We start from the raw sequence: 21,978 nt of genomic DNA on the forward strand, positions 1-21,978 counted from the left end.
CCGCCGGCACGATAACTTGTACCGGTGAGTACAACAGAATTCCTGAACACGGATCCCTTCGAGGCCGCCCGCGCCGCCGCCGACTACATCGCCGCAGAGACGGGCGTCGATTCCCACGACGTCGCGCTGGTCCTCGGCTCGGGCTGGGGCGACGCCGCGGAGCTCATCGGCGAGACCACCGCGACCCTGTCCGCAGCCGAAATCCCCGGCTTCTCCGCACCCTCCGTGGTGGGCCACGTGGGCACCATCCGCTCCGTGCTGACCAAAGAGGGAAAGCGCGCCCTGGTCCTGGGCGCACGCACCCACTACTACGAGGGCAAGGGCGTCCGCGCCGTGGTCCACGGCGTGCGTACCGCCGCGGCCGCCGGCTGCAAGACGCTGGTCCTGACCAACGGCTGCGGCGGCCTGAACGAGGACTGGGCGCCCGGCACCCCGGTCCTGATCAGCGACCACATCAACCTCACCGCCACCTCACCGCTGGAAGGGGCAACGTTCGTGGACCTCACGGACCTGTACTCCTCGCGCATCCGCGGCCTGGCCCGTGAGGTGGACCCCTCCCTGGACGAGGGCGTCTACGCGCAGTTCACCGGCCCGCACTACGAGACGCCCGCCGAGGTGCAGTACGCCAAGCGCATCGGCGCCTCCCTGGTCGGCATGTCCACGGCACTGGAGGCCATCGCCGGCCGCCATGCCGGCATGGAGGTCTTCGGCATCTCGCTGGTCACCAACCTCGCCGCCGGGATCAGCCCTGTGCCGCTCAGCCATGAGGAAGTCCTTGAGGCCGGCCAGGCCGCGGGACCGCGCATTTCCAAGCTGCTCGCGGAGATCATCGCCAAGCTCTGATCCGGCCCGGCGTCAGGTCCTGGACCGCCGGCTGCGGCTATTCCGCAGCCAGGTAGTCCAGGACCTTCGCTTTGTCCGCCGGGAACCGCCGCTCGATCGAGTCCGCGATCCCGGCGATGCTCTGCCGCGCCAGCGCCTGCCGCCAGGCGAGTTCGGCCTGCCGCATGGTCTGGGAAATGAGGCAGGACCGGGCAAAGTTGTCCTCCCGGTCCGGCTCGGGGATATTTCCCAGGATCGCCTCACACCGGAATGCCGGGTCCTGGCCCTCCAGCGCCAGCACGATGTCCAGCACGGTGATGTGTTCCGGCCGGCGCGCCAGGAGAAATCCGCCGCGGGGCCCCGAGACCGAGTCCAGCACTTTGGCCCGGACCAGCGACTGAAACTGCTTGTTCAGATAGGCGGCCGGAAGCTTGTAGAACTCCGCCAGCCGTGCACTGTTCACCGGCTCACCCGGCGGTGTCCAGGCCATGTTGACGCAACTGTGCACGGCCCATTCCACGCCACGCCCCATCTTCATATTCCAGACGTTACGTGTCCGGAAATTTGGGTGTCAAGGTCCTTCTGAACGCCCCAAATTGGCACGTGAAATGCCAATTCCCGGCCGTCTGGGCAAGCTTCTCCCAGGATTGGCGATAGTTTGGTTCCTATGACGTCTTCTGATGCCGAACTCGCCCGACTCCTGAGCGATGCCCGCGACTGGGCCGACCAGGACCCGGACCCCGCAACCGCCGCCGCCCTCTCTGAGCTGATCCGCCTCACCGACGGGGGCGTCGGGGCGGCCCGCCAGGAGCTGGCAGACAGCTTCAGCGGCACCCTCCAGTTCGGCACCGCCGGACTGCGGGCGGCCCTCGGCCCGGGTCCGAACCGGATGAACCGCGTGGTGGTCCGCCGCGCCGCCGCCGGCTTCACCGCTTTCCTCACGAGCGCAGTCGAGCAGGCCTCCCCCGGCACCCGGCCGCGCGCCGTCGTCGGCTACGACGCCCGCTACAACTCCGATATCTTCGCCGAAGAAACCGCCGCGATCCTCACCGCGGCCGGCGTGGAAACGTTCTTGATGCCCTCCGCGCTGCCCACCCCGTTGCTCGCGTACGCGGTGCGGGCGCTGGATTGCGACGGCGGCGTCATGGTCACCGCCAGCCACAACCCGCCCCAGGACAATGGGTACAAGGTCTACCTCGGCCGCCACGCGGTTGAGGAAAGCGGCCGCGGCGCCCAGATCGTGGCGCCCTACGATGCGCTGATAGCGGCGAAGATCGACGCCGTCGGCGCCCTGGACTCGATCATCCTGGCCGCGGACGGGTGGACTGTGCTGGAGCCCTCCATCGCCGCCGAGTACCAGAACGCCGTCGCGGCCTTGGCCATCCCCGAACACTTCCCGGCCCGCGGGCTGAAGATCATCCTGACCCCCATGCACGGCGTGGGCGGGGAAACGGCGGTGGCGGTGCTGAACGCCGCCGGATTCGAGGACGTCACGCTCGTCACGGAACAGGCGCTCCCGGATCCGGACTTCCCCACAGTGAGCTTCCCCAACCCCGAAGAGCCCGGGGCGCTGGATCTGGCCCTCGAGGCGGCAACGCGCGGGGACGCCGACATTGTGATCGCCAACGACCCCGACGCCGACCGGGCGGCCGTGGCGGCGAAGGATCCGGCCACCGGCGCGTGGCGCATGCTGCGCGGCGACGAGGTCGGTGCCCTGCTGGGTGCCCACGTCGTGGCGCGGCAGGCCGCGGGCGGCGAGGCCCCGGCCGGCGTGTTCGCCAACTCGATCGTGTCTTCCCGGCTGCTGGCGCGGATCGCGGCAGCGGCAGGCTACGCACACGAGGAAACCCTGACCGGCTTCAAATGGATTGCCCGGGTGCCGGGGCTGGTCTACGGCTACGAGGAGGCGCTGGGCTACTGCGTGGCCCCGTCCCTGGTGCGGGACAAGGACGGCATTTCGGCCGCCGTCCTCATCGCCGAACTCGCGGCGGCGGCAAAGGCCGAGGGCAAGACAATCTTCGACACCCTGGACGAGCTCTACCTGGTGCACGGCCTGCACGCGAGCGACCAGCTCAGCATCCGGGTAGCGGACCTTGGCCTGCTGGACGCGATGATGAACCGGCTGCGCGTCAGCCCGCCGGAATCGTTCGGCGGTTCGGGCGTCGAGGCCGTCACGGACCTGGCCGTGGGCACCGAGCAGCTGCCGCCCACTGAAGGTCTGCTGTACCTTACCAGGGACCTCAGCCGCGTCATCATCCGTCCCAGCGGCACGGAACCGAAGCTCAAGTGCTACCTGGAGGTCATCCGCAGCGTGGACTCGGCGGCCGAACTTCCGGCGGCCCGGGACGAGGCCCGCGCCGCGCTGGACAGCGTGCTGGCTGACGTCCGAGAGGCCCTGGGCCTGTAGGGCTCAACCCCCAAGGATCAGCTGCTAGAGCTCAACCTCAATGTACCCGCCCACAATCCGGGTACCGAAGGTTGCGAGCCGGAGGTCCGGGTTGCCGAGGCACTCACCGGTTTCGAGGTCGTAGACCTCTTTGTGCAGCGGCGAGGCGATGGTGGGGCGGTCGCCTCGGGACCCTGTGATGCCGCGGGCCATGACATTGGCCCCGGTTGCCGGGTCCTCGTTGGCGACGGCGAAAACCTCACCGGTCGCCGTCTGGAACACGGCGACCTGGCGCCCGGAAATCAGTGCGGCCTCGCCCCACGCGGGTTCCAGGTCCGCGACGGCGCAAACCCGGTGCCAGCCGGCGACGGATCCGGAAATCTGACCTGCGATGTCGGGTTGTGCGTCGTGTGCTGCGGTTTCAAGTACGGCGGTCATCCCGGCCCCTCTCTGATACATCCCTTGCGGGTTCAACCGCTGCTGCGGCCACATATTCAAGCTAGGCCTGCGGTGTTTCATCCGGGCGCGCCGGATGTGTCCGGCGCGTAAAAGAGAGCTCACACGGCCGGAAATGCATTCGTGATGCAGAAGTTAAGATCACGAAACATAAGGGAAACTGAAGCGAAATTCCGTTTGCCTAGTCTGGGACGACAAGCTGCAGAGCACCGTCTGCGGCCCATGCGAAAGGCCCACCGTGACCGGACTCCCTTCAAGCCACCCGAATCAGGGTGCAGCCAGCGCCGCCCCGCGCCGTATTGTGGTGGCCGGCGGCGGCCCCGCGGCGCACCGATTCGCCGATGCCATGCACGCCCGCGGACTCGATGGCTGGCACGTTACTGTCCTCACCGAGGAAGCCCACCTCCCCTACGACCGCGTCGCGCTGAGCAAGGCACTCACCGACAGCGACGTCGACCTCACCCTGGGCAGCGCTTCCATGTGGGAACACACGGCCCTGGACCTGAAGACCGGCGAGCGCGTCACCAGCATCGACGCCGTCGGCAAAACCGTCACGACCGCCGCGGGTACCACCTATCCGTACGACGAGCTCGTGGTCGCAACGGGCTCGGACGCGGCCCGCCTGCCCATCCCGGGCGCCGAACTTACCCATGTGTACCGCACCCTTGAGGACGTCTGGTCCATCAACAAGGCCATCGCGGACCTCACCGTGAAGCTGGGCCGCCAGGTCAAGGCGGTCACCATCGGCGGCGGTCTGCTGGGCCTGGAATCAGCGGCCGGCACCGAACAGCTCGGCGCCACCCCGATCGTCATCAACGGCTCGCCCTGGCTCGTGAACACCCAGCTGGACGAGGGCGCCGGGCAGGCGCTGGGCCGGCTCATCGAGGCCAAGGGCTTCACCGTCCACGGCGGGGTGTTCCCCTCCGAGGTCCTCTCCGACGACGACGGCCAGGTCACCGGCGTCCTCATGGCCGACGGCCGGACCATCGACGCCGACATCGTGATCGTGGCGATCGGTGTGCGGCCCCGCGACGAGCTGTTCCGGGCCGCAGAGGGTGCAGTGCAGCAGTTCCAGCTCGGCCAGCGCGGCGGCGTCGTCATCTCCGACGACTGCTCCACCGAGGTTCCCGGCATCTGGGCGATCGGCGAGGTCGCCAACTTCGGCGGCATGTGCCTGGGCCTCGTGGCCCCGGCCAACACCATGGCCGAAATCGTCGCGGACCGGCTGCACGGCGGCGACGCAACCTTCCCCGGCTTCGACACGGCCACCAAGCTCAAGCTCTCCGGCGTCGACGTCGCCAGCTTCGGCGACGCGTTCGCCCGCACCGAACACTCCCTCGAGATCGTCTACGCCGACCCCGCCCGCGGCGTCTACCAGAAGATCGTCACCACCGATGACGCCAAGACGCTGCTCGGCGGCATCTTCGTCGGCGACGCCACCCCCTACACTTCCCTGCGCCCCATGCTGGGCCGCGAACTGGCCGCCGAGCCCGGCGCGTACCTCACCGCGGCCGGCGGCGGCGACGCCCCGGAAACCGAACTGCCGGACGACGCCATCCTGTGTTCCTGCAACAACGTCTCCGCGGGAACCATCCGCGACACCGTCAACGGCTGCGGGGCCTGCGACGGCAACGCACCCGTCCAGGAACTCGGCGAGCTGAAGGGCTGCACCCGCGCCGGAACCAGCTGCGGTTCCTGTGTCCCGATGCTCAAGAAGCTGCTCGAGACCGAGCTGACCAAGTCCGGCGTTGAAGTTTCCAAGGCCCTCTGCGAACACATTGAGCTCTCCCGCCAGGAACTCTTCGACGCCATCCGCGTCCTGGAACTGACCTCCTTCGAGGAGATCATGGCCAAGTACGGCACCGGGGACGGCTGCGATATCTGCAAGCCGACCATCGCCAACATCCTGGCCAGCCAGAACAGCGCCTACGTCCTGGACGCCGGCCGCGGCACCCTGCAGGACACCAACGACCGTGCCCTGGCCAACATGCAGAAGGACGGCACCTACTCGGTGGTTCCGCGCATCGCCGGCGGCGAGATCACCCCGAAAAAACTCGGCGTGATCGCCGCGGTGGCCGAGCAATACGGCCTCTACACCAAGATCACCGGCGGCCAGCGGATCGACATGTTCGGCGCCCGGCTGGAGCAGCTGCCGGAAATCTGGAAGCTGCTGGTGGATGCCGGCTTCGAATCCGGCCAGGCCTACGGCAAGAGCCTGCGCACGGTGAAGTCCTGCGTCGGCTCCACGTGGTGCCGCTTCGGCGTCCAGGACTCGGTGGCCATGGCCATTCAGCTTGAGCTGCGCTACCGCGGCCTCCGCAGCCCGCACAAGCTGAAGATGGGCGTCTCCGGCTGCGCCCGCGAATGCGCCGAGGCGCGGGGCAAGGACGTCGGCGTCATCGCCACCGCTGACGGCTGGAACCTGTATGTCGGCGGCAACGGCGGAGCCACCCCGGCGCACGCCCAGCTGCTGGCCAAGGACCTCGACGACGAAACCCTGATCAAGTACATCGACCGCTACTTCATGTACTACATCCGCACGGCCGACCGCCTGCAGCGCACCGCGCGCTGGCAGGAGGAACTCGACGGCGGCATCAAGCACGTCGAGGACGTGGTGGTGCACGACACCCTCGGCATCGCCGCGGACCTCGAGGCCGCCATGGCCAAGCACGTGGACACCTACATCGACGAGTGGGCCGACACCCTGAAGGACCCCGAGCGCCTGCGCCGCTTCCGCTCCTTCGTCAACGCCCCGGACCAGAAGGACGACTCCATCACCTTCGTCCCCGACGACCGCGGCCAGATGCGCCCGGCCACGGCAGAAGAGAAGGCCTTGGCCGGACAGCAGCCAGTCCTGATCGGTTCGTCCATTCCGGTCCGGGCCACCACCCCTGAACTGCTTGACCAGAACGAGGTATAGCCATGCAGCTCACCATTGACCTCACCGGACGCGAAGTCCTGGTCACCGGCGCGGACCACGCCGCGCGGCAGGCCGTACGGCGCTACGAGGCGGCCGGCGCCGTCGTGCACCGCCTGAGCACCCCGCACGGCGCCGGCATGGACGGGCCGCTGCCCGAGCGCCCGTTCCTGGTGGCGGCCGTCGAGGACGGCCAGCCCGGCTGGGAGGCCCTCCTGGACCGGTGCCGGGCCACCGGCATTCCGGTCGCAACCGAGCCGGCTGCCGGCCCGGTGGGACATGTCACGCTGGTCGGCGGCGGCCCCGGGACCACCGAGCTGCTCACCGTTGCCGCCGTGACGGCGCTGCGCGATGCCGACGTCGTCTTCTACGACCGGCTCGCCCCCTACCAGGAGCTGCCGTCCCTGACCTCGGCCGAACTCGTGGATGTGGGCAAGAGGCCCGGCCACCACAAGGTCAGCCAGACCGACATCGAAAAGCTCATGGTCGAAAGCGCGCTGGCGGGCAACAACGTGGTCCGCCTCAAGGGCGGGGACCCCTACGTCTTCGGCCGCGGCGGTGAGGAAGTCGCGTCCTGCGTCGCGGCCGGGGTTCCGGTCCGCGTCATCTCCGGAGTCACCAGCGCCATTTCGGTTCCGGCCGCCGCCGGCATCCCGGTCACCCACCGCGAAGTCAGCCACATGTTCACGGTGGTTTCAGGCCATGCCCCGTTGACGGAGAACGAACTGACGCATCTGGCCGGGCTCGGCGGGACTATCGTGGTCCTGATGGGCATCGGCACACTGCACCACCTCGCCGCCGGACTCCGCCGGGCCGGAATGCGGGCCGACATGCCGATGGCCGTGGTTGAACGCGGTTACCGCCCCGGCCAGCGCACTACCATCGCCGAACTGGGCACCATCACCTCCGCCGCCGCGGGCTGCAGCAACCCCGCCGTCCTGGTGATCGGGGAGGTTGTCCGGGTTGCCGAGGCCAACCGGGGCTGTGCCGAGGCCTCGGCGGAGCTTGACCGCCTGGCCGCATCCCTGCTGGAAGCATAAGGATTTTCATGAGCGCACTGAACGCCGCCGCCGCAACCTTTCCGGAGCCCGGCGCACCCCTGACCCCGCTGACTCCGGCCACCCTGATCCCGGCGTCCCTGATCCCGGCGTCCGCCGGGACGCCCCCGCCTGAACCTGCCGACGATGCCGCCGACCGGGACCTTCCCCTGGACGGTTTCCGGATCGGCGTCACCTCGCACCGCCGCTCGCAGGACCTCATCGAGGCCCTCGAGCGCCGCGGTGCCGAGGTGCTTCACGCCCCGGCGCTGAAGATCGCCCCGGTCCGGGAGGACGAGAGCCTGATCGAGGACACCCGGGCCATCATCGCCGCCCGGCCCGATCTCTGCGTCGCCACCACCGCCTACGGCATGCGCCGCTGGTGCGAGGCCGCGGACACGTTCGGCATTGGCGACCAGCTGCTGGAGACCCTCTCCGCCACCCGGATGTTCGTCCGCGGGCCCAAGGCCCGCGGCGCCGTGCGTGCTGCCGGGCTCGCCGACGTCGGCATCAGCAGCGACGAAACCACCGCCACCCTCGTGGACATGCTCCTTGCCGAGGGTGTCCGCGGCAAGACCGTCGCGGTGCAGCTGCATGGTTACACCGACGTCCGCCAGCTCGAACGCCTGCGCATGTCCGGCGCCACCGTCCTGACCGTCACCCCGTACCGCTGGGTCAAACCCGACGGCGCCGACCGGCTGCCCAAGCTCATCGAAGCCGCCTGCAGCGGCAACCTGGACGTCCTGACCTTCACCAGCGCCCCCGCCGTGGACGCGATGTGGAGCACGGCCCACGAGATGGGCGTCTATAAGCAGCTCGTGGAGAGCCTGAAGACCAACGTGGCGACCGCCGTCGTCGGCCCCATCACCGCGCAGCCGCTGATCGACGCCGGGCTGCACCCGCTGATCCCGGAACGGTTCCGGATGGGCGCGCTGATCCGGCTGGTCTGCGAGCACCTGGCGCTGAACCACGTCCGCCGGCTGGACACCGCGTCCGGCAGCGTGGAGCTGCGCGGACGCTCGCTGCGCATCAACGGCGAGCCGGTCGAGATGGCCCCCGCGCCCCTGCTGCTGCTGCGTGCTCTGATCGGCGCCGGCGGGGCCGTGCTCTCCCGCGAGGCGCTCTCGGACCTGCTGGAACTGCGCGGCTCCGTGCACGCCCTGGACATGACCGTCAGCCGGCTGCGGTCCGCGCTGCCGGACACCCGGCTGGTGGAAACCGTGGTGAAGCGCGGCTACCGGATCCGGGTCTAATGGCGGCGGGCCGGCGGCTCTCCGCTGGGTGTGACCCACGACATTACCGGCCGGTAAATACTGGCGAACAGGCAGGTCAGAAGCGGCAACACCCGGGAAACACCCCGGAAAAATCGGAAGCCTACGCTGGGTTTCATCAAGCACACCGGCCACACGATGGCCACCCCAGCGAAAGGGCCAGCACATGTCCGCTCCGGCATTGTCTCCCACCTCCGGCACGTCTTCCTTGACCGCAGCCGCCTCCGGCACCGCCTCTCCGACGAACCTCACAACGGCCGTCCGGCCCCGGATCGTCATCGCCGGCGCGGGTCCGGCCGCCCAGGCCCTCGTCCGGCAGCTCACCCGGACCCCGTTCGCCGGCGCCGTCACGGTCCTCAGCAACCGCGATGACGCCCCCGAGGAACTGCTGGAGCTGGCAGCCCTGCCCCAGGTCTCCGTCCGCTTCGGCCAGCCGGCCAGCCACATCGACGCCGACAACCGCGTCGTCACGACGGCCGACGGCATGGACTTCACCTACGACGAGCTCGTGATCGCCACCGGGTCCGCTCCCGCCGAGACGCCGGTGGAAGGTGCCGCACGGTGCCTGAGCTATGCCACGATCGACGACGCCGCCCGGCTGGGCGAAGCCGTCAAGGACGTCACCCGGGTCCTGGGCCGGCGTCCCCTCGGCATCCTCGTCGGCACAGGCTCGGCCGCCGGCCAGGCCGAGGCCGTCCTCCGGGCCCGCGGCGTTCGCCCGATTCGCACGACGGTCCGCCCGTCCGCCATCGTTCCCACCATCGCCGGGTCCGTCCTGCCGGCGTCCGGCATCGTCTTCGAGGACGGCTCCAGCATGAACGGCGACCTCGTGATCCTTGCCGAGGAGCGCATCGCCCGCGACGAACTGGCCGCCACGGCCGGGCTGGCCACCGCTCCCGGCGGCGGGATTGTCATTGGCCAGGACTTCCGCACCTCCGTGCCGGGCATCTGGGCGATCGGCGACGCGGCAGCGTACGACGGCGTCCGGCTGGGCCTGCTGGTGGCCTCCGGTTCGGCCGCATCCGTGTGCGCTTCCCAGTTGCTGCAGGCCACCATGGCCCGGCCCCTGGCTGCTGCCGCCTGAGCGGATGGAGCATGCCCGGCCGGGGCATCGGCCGGGCATGTTCCTATGGCAAGATGGTCACCTGATAAGCCGCGCACCATGCGGCGCCGCCAAGGGCCCGCAGGCCCACAAGGCCCGGGAAGGGACCGCCGTGTCCCCAGGCCCGCCAGGAAAGGGACCACCATGAGCCACGAAGCCGCCACCGGGGGCACGCCCGACATTGCCTCCTACATCGACCACACCCTGCTCAAGCCGGAAGCCAGCGAGGCGGAGATCCTCAAGGTCTGTGCCGAGGCGGCCGAGTACCGGTTCAAGTCCGTCTGCGTGAACCCGGTCTGGGTCAAGACGGTCAAGAAAGCGCTGAAGGGCTCCGGTGTCCTGACGTGCTCCGTGGTGGGATTCCCGCTGGGCGCCACGCCGAGCGACGTCAAGGCCTTTGAGGCCCGCGGCGCGGTCCTGGACGGGGCCGAAGAGGTGGACATGGTGATCAACATCGCCGCGGCCCGCGCCAATGACAAGGGCGCCCTGGTGGATGACATCGCCGCCGTCGCCGAGGCCGTCCACGAAGGCGGGGCCATCCTGAAGGTCATCATCGAAACGGCGCTGCTGGATGACGCCCAGAAGGTGCTGGCCTGCCAGGCTGCGGTGGAAGCCGGCGCGGACTTCGTCAAAACCTCCACCGGTTTCAACGGCGGCGGTGCCACGGCCGAGGACGTCGCGCTCATGCGCCGCACCGTGGGCCCGGACCTGGGTGTCAAGGCCTCCGGCGGCGTGCGGTCCCTGGCCGATGCTCAGGCTATGATTGCTGCAGGTGCAACACGTATTGGCGCCAGCTCCGGCATCGCGATCGTCAAGGGTGAACAGGGTTCGTCCGCGTACTGATTCACGCCGGCAGCGCCCACAGTTTTGAGCCCCCAGGGGCCGAGGAGGAACACATGTCCAGCAACAACACCCAGTCCCGGCAGGTCGAGAACAGCCTCGGATCCAGCATCGCCGTGTTCGTGCCGATGATGGTCCTGTTCCTTGGCGCGATCTACTCGCTGTCCTTCCTGACGCTGGACAACGTCTGGCCGATGGCCATCTGCCTGGTCCTCTTTGCCCTGTCGTTCTGGATCCCGCAGACGCTGCTGGGCCGCTCGGATTCGGCCGGCGAAAACTAGGCGCCACGCTTAAAAGACTGAAGCTCCGGACATTTCCGGAGCTTCAGCCATTTAAGCGAGCCTAAGTAAGCCCTTCACCAGCCCCGCGCCCAGCGCCAGGACTGCCGGGAAGTGCGCCTTGGCCACGGCCAGGCCGGCGCCGAACATCCCCACCATCGCGTAGCCGCTGACCGGGATGAGGACGAACCATTCCCGCCGTGAGCCCGCCCGGCCCAGCAGCGGGATGGAGAACGCCCCGTTGGCTCTCCAGATGTTCTTGAGCAGCGGCAGTTTCCGCAGGACCTTCGGCGGCTTGATCACGATCGGCCAGAGCAGCGGCACTCCCCCGGTGGTGATCATGTCCCCCACAATGTGCACCAGCACGCCGGTGAGCATGGAGACCGGCAGCCAGGTCCACTGCTGCGGCGCGAACCACGTCACCAGGCCTGCCATGAGCAGCGCGAAGATCCAGTTGCTGACCACCCCGGATTTCGGAAAGAGCTTCAGCGCCTTCGCGGCGATGTTGATCATGAACATGCACAGCAGGCCGGCCCCGACGGACAACAGCCCCCACTGGGTCTGCACCTGGAACTGCCCGGCGACCGTGGCCAGCAGCACGAAAAACGCCGCGCCCAGCACCGAATGCGTTCCCTGGCGGTGGCCGCCGCTGACGTTCTCTATGCCGCGCGCCACCAGGTTGGACAGCGGGGGCAGCGCGTGCGCCACGGTGCTGGCGCGGTGGTCCCAGTCGCAGACCAGCGCGGTCCCCGCCGTCGCCATGGCGCCGATCACGATTCCCGTGGGATCCAGCGGGTACCAGCCGAGCGCGTACGGGCCGGTCGAGGCAATGGCTACCCACGCCGCGGCTCCCGACGCGGCGTGATGTCCTCCCATCATTCTTTTACTTCACCGCCGGTGTTGCTGCTACAGGAGTGTCAGAGAAGATGTTGCGGATGACGCCGTTGGCCCACTCGAGGATCTCGGCGTCCTGCAGGTCCCGTCCGCCGATCTTCGCGGTCTTGGGCTTGGGGATGAGCACCGCGTCCAGGGCAGGCTTGGCCTGGGCGCCCGGGTACATCCGGGTCAGGCGCATGAGCTTGGACTCGGGCAACTGCGCCGGGGAGAACTTGATGAAGTTGCCCTGCAGCGCGACGTCGGACAGACCGGCCTCGCGGGCGCCCACCCGGAACCGGGCGACGTCGATCAGGTTTGTTGCGGGCAGCGGCAGTTCGCCGTAGCGGTCCACCAGCTCGGCGAGGACCTCGTCGATCGCCTCGTACGTGATGGCGCTGGCGAGTTTGCGGTAGGCCTCCAGGCGCAGCCGTTCGCCCGGTACGTAGTCGTGCGGCAGATGCGCGTTGACCGGCAGCTCGATCTTCATTTCGGCGGCCTTTTCCTCGGCCTCGCCGCGGTATTCGGCCACGGCCTCGCCGACCAGCCGGATGTAGAGGTCGAAGCCGACGCCCTGGATGTGGCCGGACTGCTCGCCGCCGAGCAGGTTGCCGGCGCCGCGGATCTCCAGGTCCTTCATGGCCAGCTGCATGCCGGCGCCGAGCTCGTTGTGCGTCGCGACGGCCTTGAGCCGTTCCAGCGCCACCTCGCCGAGCGGCTTTTCCGAGGGGTAGAGGAAGTAGGCGTAGGCGCGTTCACGGCCGCGGCCCACCCGTCCGCGCAGCTGGTGCAGCTGGGACAGGCCGTACTTGTCCGCGCCGTCCACGATCAGGGTGTTGGCGTTGGAGATGTCCAGGCCGGTCTCGATGATGGTGGTGCAGACCAGGACGTCGAAGCGCTTTTCCCAGAAGTCCACAATGATCTGTTCCAGCCGGCTCTCGGACATCTGCCCGTGCGCCACCTCCACCCGGGCCTCCGGGACCAGTTCGCGGATCTTCGCCGCGGTGCGGTCGATCGTGGACACCCGGTTGTGGACGAAGAACACCTGGCCTTCGCGCATGAGCTCGCGGCGGATCGCTGCGGAGGTCTGCTTGTCCGTGTACGGGCCCACGTAGGTCAGCACGGGGTGCCGTTCCTCCGGCGGGGTGGCCAGAGTGGAAGTCTCGCGGATGCCGGTCAGGGACATTTCCAGCGTGCGCGGAATGGGGGTGGCGCTCATGGCCAGGACGTCCACGTTGGTGCGCATCTTCTTGAGCGCCTCCTTGTGTTCGACGCCGAAGCGCTGCTCTTCGTCCACGATCACCAGGCCGAGGTCCTTGAAGCCGAAGTCCTTGGACAGCAGCCGGTGCGTGCCGATCACGACGTCCACGGAGCCGGCCTTGACGCCGTCGGCCGTTTCCTTGGCCTCCTTGCCAGTCTGGAAGCGGGACAGCGGTTTGACCACCAGCGGAAAGCCGGAAAAACGTTCGGTGAACGTCTCGTAGTGCTGCTGGGCCAGCAGTGTCGTCGGCACCAGCACGGCCACCTGCTTGCCGTCCTGGACGGCCTTGAACGCGGCGCGGACGGCGATCTCGGTCTTGCCGTAGCCGACGTCGCCGGAGATCAGCCGGTCCATCGGGATCTCGCGCTCCATGTCGGCCTTGACCTCGTTGATGGTGGTCAGCTGGTCCGGCGTCTCCACGTAGGGGAAGGCTTCCTCGAGCTCCCGCTGCCACGGGGTGTCCGGGGCGAAGGCGTAGCCGCGGGAGGCCATCCGGGCCGAGTACAGCCGGATCAGTTCGCCGGCGATCTCCTTGACCGCCTTGCGGGCCTTGGACTTGGTGCTGGCCCAGTCCGCGCCGCCCATCTTGCTCAGCGCCGGGGTGTCGCCGCCGACGTACCTGGTGACCTGGTCCAGCTGGTCGGTGGGGACGAATAGCCGGTCGCCCGGGGCGCCGCGCTTGGACGGAGCGTATTCGAGCACCAGGTACTCGCGCACGCCGTCGCCGCCGCCCGCCACCCGGCGCTGGATCAGCTCGACGAACCGGCCAATGCCGTGCTGTTCGTGGACCACGGAGTCCCCGGCCACGAGCTGGAGCGGGTCCACGGCGTTCCGCCGCTTGGACGGCATCCTGCGCATGTCCTTGGTGGAACTGGCTGAGGTCCTGCCCAGCAGGTCAGCCTCGGTCAGCAGCGCCAGCTTGAGCGGGTCCAGGACAAAGCCGCGGCCGACGGCGGCGGTGGTCACCTCGATCAGCCCGGCCTGCGGATCCGCCTCGAGGGTGTCCACCCGCGCGCAGGGGATGTCGTTGTCGTGGAAGAGTTCCGCGAGGCGCTGCGCCGGGCCGGGGCCCTCGGTGACCACGACGATCCGCCACTGGTCGCGGACGCGGGAGCCGATGAAGTCCATCATTTCCGCGACGTCGCCCTGGTAGCCGCGGGGTTCGCGGGCGTGCAGGTTCAGGACGTCGACGTCGGGCAGCAACTCTTCGTCGCTGGCCAGCGAGGTGATGGACCACCAGGAGACGCCGTGTTCCAGGGCGGCGGTGCGGGTTTCGGTCAGGGAACGGAAGCTGGCCGAGTGCAGGGCTTCGGACGCCGCGGAGGTCAGATCCGTGTTCAGCACCAAAGGTGCCCTGCCGCCGTCGGACGCCGTGGACCAGGCGGCCTCGAGGAATTCCTCGTTGGTGGCGGCGAGGTCGTGGGCACGGGTGCGGACCTTTTCCGGCTCGATCACCACGGAGATGGAGCCCGCCGGGAGCTGGTCCAGGAACGGCACCATGGCGTCCACCAGGACCGGGGCCAGGGATTCCATGCCCTCGACGGTGATGCCGCCGGCGATCTTTTCCAGCATGTCCGCCGCGGCCGGAAGCTGGGACTTCAGCGTCGCCGCGCGGGACATGACGGAGGGGGTGATCAGGATTTCGCGGCACGGCGGGGCGTGGAGCTCGGTGGGGTGGTGCAGGCCGGGCGCGGTCAGCGAGCGCTGGTCGGCGACGGCGAACCAGCGCATCTGGTCCACCTCGTCGCCGAAGAACTCGACCCTGATGGGGTGGTCCTCCGTGGGCGGGAAGACGTCCAGCATGCCGCCGCGGACGGCGAATTCGCCGCGGCGGGTCACCATATCCACCCGGGCGTAGGCGGCGTCGGCGAGGCTCTTCACGACGCTGCTGAAGGGGGCCTCCTGGCCGACCTTCAGGGTCACGGGCACCAGTTCGCCCAGGCCGGCGACGATGGGCTGCACGACGGCGCGCACGGGGGCCACCACCACGCGCAGCGCACCGGCGGTGGCCGATTCGGGGTGTGCCAGGCGGCGGAGCACGGACAGCCGGCGGCCGACGGTGTCCGAGCGCGGGGAGAGCCGCTCGTGCGGCAGGGTCTCCCAGCTGGGGAACTCGGCGACGGCGTCTGCCGGCAGGAAGGCGCGCAGGGCCTCGGTCAGGTCCTCGGCCTCCCGGCCGGTAGCGGTGACGGCCAGGACCACGGGCACCGGGCTGCCTGCTTCCTTCCCCGCGAGCGTGGCCAGCCCGTCTGCCATTTCCGCGAGCAACGTGGACCGCATGCCGGCCGGGGCGCTGATCTGGTAGTCCTCGCTGCGGCCGGCGAACCCGCGGGCCGCCTCGGCCTGGATCCGGGCGTAATTCCGGTCTTCGGCGAGGACACGGCGCAAGCCGGTGAGAGAGGGGCCGTTGAGGCTCATGGCTGGAGCTCCTGATGGGATCACGGGGATGCAGGCAACACGAATAGCCGAAATTCGTGAGAATCCCGGGTCTTCCAAGCGTACCGCGCGGCCGGGGGCGGCCCGCACCGACCCCGGACCCGGGCTGCATCCGGGCCAGCAGGTTCGCGGCCGCCGGGGCTAGGCTGGAAGGACCGCGGCGGGCCTGGCGGCAGTCCGCAGCCGGCCACACTCCGAATGCCTTGTATCCGAATGCCTTGCATGCGCAACGATCAGGAGCCTCCCATGAACGGCAAGCCCCCAGGCCCGAACCACGATTCGACCCCGAAAACCGTGCTGGTCACGGGCGCCACCGGCTACATCGGCGGCCGGCTTGTCCCCCGGCTGCTGGAAGCCGGGCACCGGGTCAAAGTCGTGGTCCGGACGCCGGCCAAGATCGCCGGAGTGCCGTGGCTGGAGGACGTCGAGGTGGTCCACAGCAGCCTCGACGACGGCGACGCCCTGCGGGAAGCCCTCGACGGCGTCGACGTCCTGTACTACCTGGTCCATTCCATGGCGGCCGGGGCCGGTTTCGAGGCGAAGGAAAAGGCGATGGCAGGGACGGCCGCCCGGGCCGCGGCCTCGGCCGGGGTGGGCCGGATTGTCTACCTTGGCGGCCTGCACCCGGCCGGGGCCGAACTGTCCACCCACATGCGGTCCCGGGAGGCGGTGGGAAAAGTCTTCCTGGACAGCCCCGTGGACGCCGTGGTGTTCCAGGCCGGCGTCGTCATCGGCTCCGGCTCGGCGTCCTTCGAAATGATCCGGCACCTGTCCGAGACCCTCCCGCTCATGCCGGCCCCAAGCTGGGTGCGCAACAAGATCGAGGCAATCGCGGTCCGCGACGTCCTGTACTACCTCGTGGCGGCCGCCTCACTGGAAGAGAGCATCAACCGGTCGTTCGATATCGGCTGCCGCCAGGTGCTCAGCTACGCCGGAATGATGCAGGAATACGCGGCCGAGGCGGGCCTGCCACACCGGGTGGTGCTGGCCCTGCCGGTGCCCGCGCCCAAGCTGGCCGGCATGTGGGTGGCGCTGACCACGCCCATCCCGCTCTCCATGTCGCTGCCACTGGTCGAATCGCTCCAGCACGATGCTGTCTCCCGGGAGCACGACATCGATCACTACATCCCGGTGCCCGACGGCGGACTGACCCCCTACCGGCGGGCCGTGGCCCTGGCCCTGGGCAAGGAACGCGACGGCCAGGTGGAGACCACATGGGCCAGTGCCGGCGTGGACGCCGATCCCCTGCCCAGCGACCCGGACTGGTCCGGCCACACGGTGTACGTGGACGAGCGCAGCTTCCGCAGCGACGTGGACCCCCGGCACGTGTGGACCGTCATCGAAGGAATCGGCGGCCGGAACGGCTGGTACTCCCTGCCCCTTGCCTGGCAGGTACGCGGCTGGCTGGACAAGCTCACCGGCGGGGCGGGGCTGCTGCGCGGCCGCCGGCACCCGCACCTGCTGGCGGAGGGCGAGGTGGTGGACTGGTGGCGGGTCGAGCGGATCGACCGCGGCTCTCTGCTGCGGCTGAGGGCCGAAATGAGGGCCCCGGGCCGGGCCTGGCTCGAGCTCTCCGTGGAGCCGGACGGGACGGGCAGCCGGTACCGCCAGCGCGCCATTTTCTTCCCCAAGGGCCTCAGCGGCCGCCTCTACTGGCTCGCGGTGCTGCCATTTCACAGCGTCATATTTCCCGCCATGTCGCGGAATATCACCGCCGCCGCCCGGGAGCTGGACCATCTCGAATCGGAGCCTGCCGGGCCCACCACGTAGGATGTTGGAGCCCGAATCGTCCACTTCCACATCCCGGAGGACCCCTATGGCCCTGAGTGCATCCACCAACGTTCCGCACAGCGTCGACCGCGTTACCGCGGTTTTCGTCAATGAAGACTTCCTGCGCCACACGAGCGAACTCGTCGGCGGCACCCTGGAATCCTTTGCCCTTGACGGAGACCCCGCCGGCGCTTTCAGCACCACCACCGTGCGCACCATCCCGACCACCCGGATGCCTGACCTCGCCCGGAAATTTGTCGGCGAAACCCTGAAGGTCACCCAGCTCGAGGCATGGGAAGCTCCCGCCGCCGACGGCTCCCGGCAGAGCCAGATCTCCCTCAAGGTCGCCGGCGCCCCGCTGGACGTGAAGGCTGTCCAGCGCCTTGTGTCCGAGGGCGGCAGCACCCGGATCGAGCTCGAGGGCAACGTGACCTCCTCGGTTCCGTTCCTTGGCGGCAAGATCGCCGACGCGGCCGAACCGATGGTTGGCAAGGCCCTGAACCTGCAGTCCCAGCAGGCCCAGGCCTGGCTCGAAAGCCACTGACGCCGTGGAACTGCCCGCAGTCCTCGCCGTCGTCCTGATCGTCGCCGGCGTCTGGTCCCTGGCCGTCTGGCCGCAGTTCCTGCGCCGGGTCATGAAGGACCCGCGTGCCCGCGACGCCAACGGCAAGGCCACGCGCTTCCTGACCGTCCATGTGGTCCTCGTCAGCATCTCGATGCTGCTGGGGGCTGCGACGGCGGCGATCGGCATTGCCGGGCTGTTCAGCTAGCATCCGGCGCACCGGCGGCCATACCGCCGCCGGTGTGCCGGATTTCCTGCCCTGGAGGCGTACCGACGGCTAGAATCGGCAAAAAAGGTGGACCGCTGAAAGGGGACGCCAATTGCTATCTCGCCGCGCGGCCATCTGGGCACTGGGCGCCTATGTGCTGGTCCTGGGCGTCATCGCCCTCTGGCCCGTTCCTGTGGACCAGGGCGCATCCGATCTGCTGATGCGGTCGCTGCGGAAGCTGCACCGCTGGGGCGTCCCCACCTGGCTCGACTATCGGGTGGTGGAACTGACTTCCAATGTCATCCTGTTCCTCCCCCTGGGCGCCCTCGTCGCCCGGATCCTTGGCCCACGGCTGTGGTGGGGCGGGGTTGCCGTCGGTTTCGTCGCCTCGGCCCTGATTGAGCTCGCCCAGCTCATCTTCCTCCCGGCACGCTTCGCCTCAGTGGCCGACGTCGCCGCGAACACCTTTGGCGCCATGATCGGCGCCCTCGCTGCCCTGCTGCTCATGGCGTTCTCTGCTGCTGTGCGGTTCCGGCGCCCACCGCGTACGCTGTGAACAGGCCACCACGGGAGGACAACGAAAGTATGCGGATCTCGGTTATCGGTTGCGGATATCTGGGCGCGGTTCATGCCGTGTGTATGGCAAAGCTGGGTCATGAGGTTGTCGGCATCGACGTCGACGAGCACAAAGTAGCGCAGCTCTCGGCGGGCCACGCCCCGTTTTATGAACCTGTCTTGGACGATCTCCTCTCCGAGCTGGAAGAATCGGGCCTTCTGCGCTTCACCACCGACATGGCAGCCGCCCGCGGTGCCGAGGTCCACTTTATCTGCGTCGGAACGCCACAGAAACGCGGCGAGAACGGTGCCGACCTGCACTTCGTTGACGCGGCCATCGCGTCGCTCGCGCAGTATGTGTCCCCCGGCGACATTGTCGCCGGGAAATCCACCGTGCCGGTGGGATCCGCTGCCCGGCTGGCCGAGGTGCTGGCAGAATCGGAGCCCGGCGCCACGCTGGTCTGGAACCCTGAATTCCTGCGGGAAGGCCATGCCGTAACGGACACCCTGAACCCGGACAGGTTTGTCTACGGGGTGCCGGACGGCAGCGAAGACCATCCAGCGGTGGCCGTCCTCGACCGGGTCTATGAGACTCCCCTCGCGGGCGGGACGCCCCGGCTGGTGACGGACTACGCCACCGCAGAGCTCGTGAAGACGGCCGCCAACTCCTTCCTGGCCACCAAGATTTCCTTTATCAATGCCATGGCCGAGGTCTGCGAAGCCACGGGCGCCGATGTGACGCGCCTGGCTGACGCGATCGGCCTCGATGATCGGATCGGCAGGAAATTCCTGAACGCCGGCATCGGCTTCGGCGGCGGCTGCCTGCCCAAGGACATCCGGGCCTTCATGGCCCGCGCCGGTGAACTGGGCGCCGACCAGGCGCTGACGTTCCTGCGGGAGGTGGACGCCATCAACATGCGGCGCCGCACCCGCGTTGTGGAGCTTACGCGGGAGCTCTGTGGCGGCACCCTGATGGGACAAAGGATTGCCGTGCTGGGTGCGGCCTTCAAACCCGAAAGCGACGACGTCCGGGACTCGCCCGCGCTGAGCGCCGCCGCGCAGCTGCAGCTGCAGGGCGCCGTCGTGACCGTTACCGACCCGCAGGCGCTGTCCAACGCCGCCAAGCGCTTCCCGGAGCTGCAGTTGGAGCCGGACCTTGAGGCGACTCTGCACAAGGCCGATGCCGTGCTGCTGCTGACGGAGTGGCAGGCCTACCAGGAGCTCGATCCGCACGCGGCCAAGGCGCTCGTGTCCGCGCCGCGCATCCTGGACGGCCGCAATGTCCTGGACCCCGCCAAGTGGCGGGCCGCCGGCTGGACCTACAAGGGCTTGGGCCGGCCCTGACGCGGTGCGGTCAGGACGCCTTCAAGATATGTTCAAGGTGCGGTCAGGACGCGGTCAGGACGCCAGCGCCTGGCCGAGGGCGTCTTCCGCGGCAACCCATGAGAGCATGGCGCACTTGACCCGGGCAGCGTAGCGGGACACACCCTCAAACGCGGCGGCGTCGCCCAGGATCTCCGGATCGGCCGGCACCTTGCCGCGGGACCGCAGCACTTCGCGGAAGCTGTCAATGACGGTGCGGAGTTCCCCGACGGTCATGCCCTCGGCGAGGTCCGTCAGCACGGAGGCCGACGCCATTGAGATGGAGCAGCCGTCGCCGTCCCAGCGCAGCTCACTGACTTTCCCACCGGCCACGGACACCCGGACCGTGATTTCGTCCCCGCAGGTCGGATTCAGCTGGTGGGACTGGCCACTGCTCGCGCCATTGGGTGCGGCCGCGGCGGCCAGGCCGCTGCCGTGCCGGGCCTTGGAGTGCTCCAGGATGATCTGCTGGTAGAGCTGGTCAAGACTCATGGATGGCCGTCCTAGGCTTTGAAGTAGGCACGGACATCGGCGACCGCGTTGAGGAACGCGTCCACATCGTCCGTGGTGTTGTACAGGTAGGTGCTGGCGCGCGTGGTGGCCGTCAGGCCGAGCCGGCGGTGCAGCGGCTGGGCGCAGTGATGGCCCACCCGCACGGCGATCCCGCGGCTGTCCAGGAACTGGCCCACGTCGTGCGCGTGGACGCCGGCGACGTCGAACGCCGCCAGGCCGATCCGTTCCTGCCCCGCAGCGGGACCCAGCACGCGGATGCCGGGGATGGAGTCCAGGCCCTGCACGAGGCGCTGGCCGAGCTCGGCTTCCCAGACGTGGATGCGGTCCATCCCGGTTTCGCTGAGGTAGTTCACCGCAGCGGCGAGCGCCACGGCCTGCGAAATGCGCTGGGTGCCGGCCTCAAAGCGCTGCGGGCTCGGCAGGAAACCCGCACGTTCCATGGTGACGGTGGTGATCATGGAACCGCCGGTCAGGAACGGCGGCATCGCGTTGAGCAGCTCCGAGCGGCCATAGAGCGCGCCGATTCCGGTCGGTGCGAGCATCTTGTGGCCGGAGAACACGGCGAAGTCGACATCGAGCGCCTTGACGTTCAAGGGCAGGTGCGGCGCGGACTGGCACGCGTCGAGCACCACGAGGGCGCCCGCGGACCGGGCCAGGGCCACCAGGGACGCCACCGGGTTGATGGTGCCCAGGACGTTGGACGCGTGCGTGAATGCCAGGACGCGGGTGCGGGGGCCCACGATGCCGGCGGCGGCGGCCAGGTCCAGGGCGCCGGCGTCGTCGATCGGGATGAACTTCACGCTCGCGCCGGTCCGAGCGGCCAGTTCCTGCCAGGGAATGAGGTTGGCGTGGTGTTCCATCTCCGTGACCACGATTTCGTCGCCCGGGGCCAGGGCGAACCGGGCCGCCTCGGGTGCGGCGCCCGGCAGGGACGCGTTGAGGAAGGAGTAGGTGAGCAGGTTCAGGCCCTCCGTGGCGTTGGAGGTCCAGATCAGTTCATCCCACTGCGCCCCGACAAAGTCCGCCACGGTTTCCCGGGCGTTTTCGAAGGCTTCGGTGGCCTCGACGGCGAGGTGGTGCGCCCCGCGGTGGACCGCGGAGTTCCGCTGCTCGTAGAACTCCTGTTCGGCCTCGAGCACGCTGAGCGGGTTCTGCGAGGTGGCCCCGGAGTCCAGGTAGACCAGCGGCTGGCCGTTGACGTGCTGCTGCAGGATCGGGAAGTCGTTGCGGATCCTCAGGACCTCTTCGTTTCCGAGCGTGGCGGCAGAGCGGCGGAGGTGGGCTGGGGTGGCAACCATGGCGGAGACTCCTGGATCGGCGTTCGCTGCG

19 protein-coding genes are annotated in these 21,978 nt (G+C 69.0%); 13 read left to right on the forward strand and 6 right to left on the reverse strand.

Annotation, left to right across the window (positions count from 1 at the left end; genetic code table 11):
- Positions 1-24: 24 nt before the first annotated feature.
- Entirely contained in the window at positions 25-843 is an 819-nt protein-coding gene (locus AC1DEY_RS08820) for a purine-nucleoside phosphorylase (RefSeq protein WP_441409283.1), read from the forward strand.
- A 37-nt stretch (positions 844-880) separates the two neighbouring features.
- On the opposite strand, the gene AC1DEY_RS08825 is transcribed toward AC1DEY_RS08820, so the two are convergent.
- Complete coding sequence (locus tag AC1DEY_RS08825; RefSeq protein WP_476867612.1) at positions 881-1,360, reverse strand: RrF2 family transcriptional regulator; 480 nt, start codon at positions 1,358-1,360, stop codon at positions 881-883.
- 129 nt (positions 1,361-1,489) lie between these two features.
- On the opposite strand from AC1DEY_RS08825, the gene AC1DEY_RS08830 reads away from it, so the two are divergent.
- On the forward strand, positions 1,490-3,229 hold the full coding sequence (locus AC1DEY_RS08830; protein WP_476867613.1) for a phospho-sugar mutase: 1,740 nt from the start codon (positions 1,490-1,492) through the stop codon (positions 3,227-3,229).
- 24 nt (positions 3,230-3,253) lie between these two features.
- On the opposite strand, the gene nirD is transcribed toward AC1DEY_RS08830, so the two are convergent.
- A complete protein-coding gene (gene nirD / locus AC1DEY_RS08835) occupies positions 3,254-3,646 on the reverse strand; it encodes a nitrite reductase small subunit NirD (protein ID WP_476867614.1) in 393 nt (130 codons plus the stop codon).
- 256 nt (positions 3,647-3,902) lie between these two features.
- Here nirD and nirB point away from each other — a divergent pair, with 256 nt between their 5' ends.
- The 6 genes from nirB (at position 3,903) to AC1DEY_RS08865 (ending at position 11,112) form a co-directional block, all read left to right on the forward strand.
- Positions 3,903-6,584, forward strand: coding sequence for a nitrite reductase large subunit NirB (gene nirB / locus AC1DEY_RS08840; RefSeq protein ID WP_476867615.1), 2,682 nt, complete (start codon positions 3,903-3,905; stop codon positions 6,582-6,584).
- 2 nt (positions 6,585-6,586) lie between these two features.
- On the forward strand, positions 6,587-7,621 hold the full coding sequence (gene cobA, locus AC1DEY_RS08845; protein WP_476867616.1) for a uroporphyrinogen-III C-methyltransferase: 1,035 nt from the start codon (positions 6,587-6,589) through the stop codon (positions 7,619-7,621).
- Between the two features lie 8 nt (positions 7,622-7,629).
- Positions 7,630-8,871, forward strand: a complete 1,242-nt coding sequence (locus AC1DEY_RS08850; protein ID WP_476867617.1) for a uroporphyrinogen-III synthase — start codon at positions 7,630-7,632, stop codon at positions 8,869-8,871.
- Between the two features lie 184 nt (positions 8,872-9,055).
- Entirely contained in the window at positions 9,056-9,973 is a 918-nt protein-coding gene (locus tag AC1DEY_RS08855; protein ID WP_476867618.1) for an FAD-dependent oxidoreductase, read from the forward strand.
- 162 nt (positions 9,974-10,135) lie between these two features.
- The gene (deoC, locus tag AC1DEY_RS08860) at positions 10,136-10,834 is read left to right on the forward strand and encodes a deoxyribose-phosphate aldolase (protein WP_476867619.1); all 699 of its coding nucleotides are present in this window, start codon (positions 10,136-10,138) and stop codon (positions 10,832-10,834) included.
- Positions 10,835-10,887: 53 nt separating this feature from the next.
- Positions 10,888-11,112, forward strand: coding sequence for a hypothetical protein (locus AC1DEY_RS08865; protein WP_441409274.1), 225 nt, complete (start codon positions 10,888-10,890; stop codon positions 11,110-11,112).
- A gap of 51 nt (positions 11,113-11,163) precedes the next feature.
- Here AC1DEY_RS08865 and AC1DEY_RS08870 read toward each other — a convergent pair whose 3' ends face one another.
- Together AC1DEY_RS08870 and mfd are read right to left on the reverse strand one after the other, a co-directional pair.
- The gene (locus tag AC1DEY_RS08870) at positions 11,164-11,988 is read right to left on the reverse strand and encodes a metal-dependent hydrolase (protein ID WP_476867620.1); all 825 of its coding nucleotides are present in this window, start codon (positions 11,986-11,988) and stop codon (positions 11,164-11,166) included.
- A gap of 4 nt (positions 11,989-11,992) precedes the next feature.
- On the reverse strand, positions 11,993-15,661 hold the full coding sequence (gene mfd, locus AC1DEY_RS08875) for a transcription-repair coupling factor (protein ID WP_476867621.1): 3,669 nt from the start codon (positions 15,659-15,661) through the stop codon (positions 11,993-11,995).
- A 264-nt stretch (positions 15,662-15,925) separates the two neighbouring features.
- Here mfd and AC1DEY_RS08880 point away from each other — a divergent pair, with 264 nt between their 5' ends.
- From AC1DEY_RS08880 to AC1DEY_RS08900, 5 genes are all read left to right on the forward strand, one after another.
- The gene (locus AC1DEY_RS08880; RefSeq protein WP_476867622.1) at positions 15,926-17,449 is read left to right on the forward strand and encodes an SDR family oxidoreductase; all 1,524 of its coding nucleotides are present in this window, start codon (positions 15,926-15,928) and stop codon (positions 17,447-17,449) included.
- Positions 17,450-17,495: 46 nt separating this feature from the next.
- Positions 17,496-17,993 (forward strand): DUF2505 domain-containing protein, encoded by a 498-nt coding sequence (locus AC1DEY_RS08885; protein WP_476867623.1) that lies wholly within the window; start codon positions 17,496-17,498, stop codon positions 17,991-17,993.
- A gap of 4 nt (positions 17,994-17,997) precedes the next feature.
- On the forward strand, positions 17,998-18,219 hold the full coding sequence (locus AC1DEY_RS08890) for an SCO4848 family membrane protein (protein ID WP_441409269.1): 222 nt from the start codon (positions 17,998-18,000) through the stop codon (positions 18,217-18,219).
- A 112-nt stretch (positions 18,220-18,331) separates the two neighbouring features.
- Positions 18,332-18,775 carry a VanZ family protein gene (locus AC1DEY_RS08895; RefSeq protein WP_476867624.1) on the forward strand — a complete coding sequence of 148 codons (444 nt, stop codon included), beginning with the start codon at positions 18,332-18,334 and terminating at the stop codon, positions 18,773-18,775.
- A 29-nt stretch (positions 18,776-18,804) separates the two neighbouring features.
- Positions 18,805-20,118, forward strand: coding sequence for a UDP-glucose dehydrogenase family protein (locus AC1DEY_RS08900; protein WP_476867625.1), 1,314 nt, complete (start codon positions 18,805-18,807; stop codon positions 20,116-20,118).
- Positions 20,119-20,172: 54 nt separating this feature from the next.
- Here AC1DEY_RS08900 and sufU read toward each other — a convergent pair whose 3' ends face one another.
- Positions 20,173-20,628 (reverse strand): Fe-S cluster assembly sulfur transfer protein SufU, encoded by a 456-nt coding sequence (gene sufU / locus AC1DEY_RS08905; RefSeq protein ID WP_476867626.1) that lies wholly within the window; start codon positions 20,626-20,628, stop codon positions 20,173-20,175.
- Positions 20,629-20,639: 11 nt separating this feature from the next.
- Positions 20,640-21,947 (reverse strand): SufS family cysteine desulfurase, encoded by a 1,308-nt coding sequence (locus AC1DEY_RS08910; RefSeq protein WP_476867627.1) that lies wholly within the window; start codon positions 21,945-21,947, stop codon positions 20,640-20,642.
- Positions 21,948-21,978 lie beyond the last annotated feature (31 nt).

It is taken from the genome of Arthrobacter sp. 05T47 (assembly GCF_056395825.1).

Bases quoted from the DNA above. Each gene is read 5' to 3' on its own strand.
- sufU (WP_476867626.1), bottom strand. From the start codon at position 20,628: ATGAGTCTTGACCAGCTCTACCAGCAGATCATCCTGGAGCACTCCAAG.
- AC1DEY_RS08855 (WP_476867618.1), top strand. From the start codon at position 9,056: ATGTCCGCTCCGGCATTGTCTCCCACCTCCGGCACGTCTTCCTTGACC.
- AC1DEY_RS08865 (WP_441409274.1), top strand. From the start codon at position 10,888: ATGTCCAGCAACAACACCCAGTCCCGGCAGGTCGAGAACAGCCTCGGA.
- AC1DEY_RS08880 (WP_476867622.1), top strand. From the start codon at position 15,926: ATGAACGGCAAGCCCCCAGGCCCGAACCACGATTCGACCCCGAAAACC.
- AC1DEY_RS08825 (WP_476867612.1), bottom strand. From the start codon at position 1,360: ATGAAGATGGGGCGTGGCGTGGAATGGGCCGTGCACAGTTGCGTCAAC.
- AC1DEY_RS08900 (WP_476867625.1), top strand. From the start codon at position 18,805: ATGCGGATCTCGGTTATCGGTTGCGGATATCTGGGCGCGGTTCATGCC.
- AC1DEY_RS08850 (WP_476867617.1), top strand. From the start codon at position 7,630: ATGAGCGCACTGAACGCCGCCGCCGCAACCTTTCCGGAGCCCGGCGCA.
- AC1DEY_RS08910 (WP_476867627.1), bottom strand. From the start codon at position 21,947: ATGGTTGCCACCCCAGCCCACCTCCGCCGCTCTGCCGCCACGCTCGGA.
- AC1DEY_RS08885 (WP_476867623.1), top strand. From the start codon at position 17,496: ATGGCCCTGAGTGCATCCACCAACGTTCCGCACAGCGTCGACCGCGTT.
- nirD (WP_476867614.1), bottom strand. From the start codon at position 3,646: ATGACCGCCGTACTTGAAACCGCAGCACACGACGCACAACCCGACATC.
- mfd (WP_476867621.1), bottom strand. From the start codon at position 15,661: ATGAGCCTCAACGGCCCCTCTCTCACCGGCTTGCGCCGTGTCCTCGCC.
- AC1DEY_RS08830 (WP_476867613.1), top strand. From the start codon at position 1,490: ATGACGTCTTCTGATGCCGAACTCGCCCGACTCCTGAGCGATGCCCGC.
- cobA (WP_476867616.1), top strand. From the start codon at position 6,587: ATGCAGCTCACCATTGACCTCACCGGACGCGAAGTCCTGGTCACCGGC.
- AC1DEY_RS08870 (WP_476867620.1), bottom strand. From the start codon at position 11,988: ATGATGGGAGGACATCACGCCGCGTCGGGAGCCGCGGCGTGGGTAGCC.
- deoC (WP_476867619.1), top strand. From the start codon at position 10,136: ATGAGCCACGAAGCCGCCACCGGGGGCACGCCCGACATTGCCTCCTAC.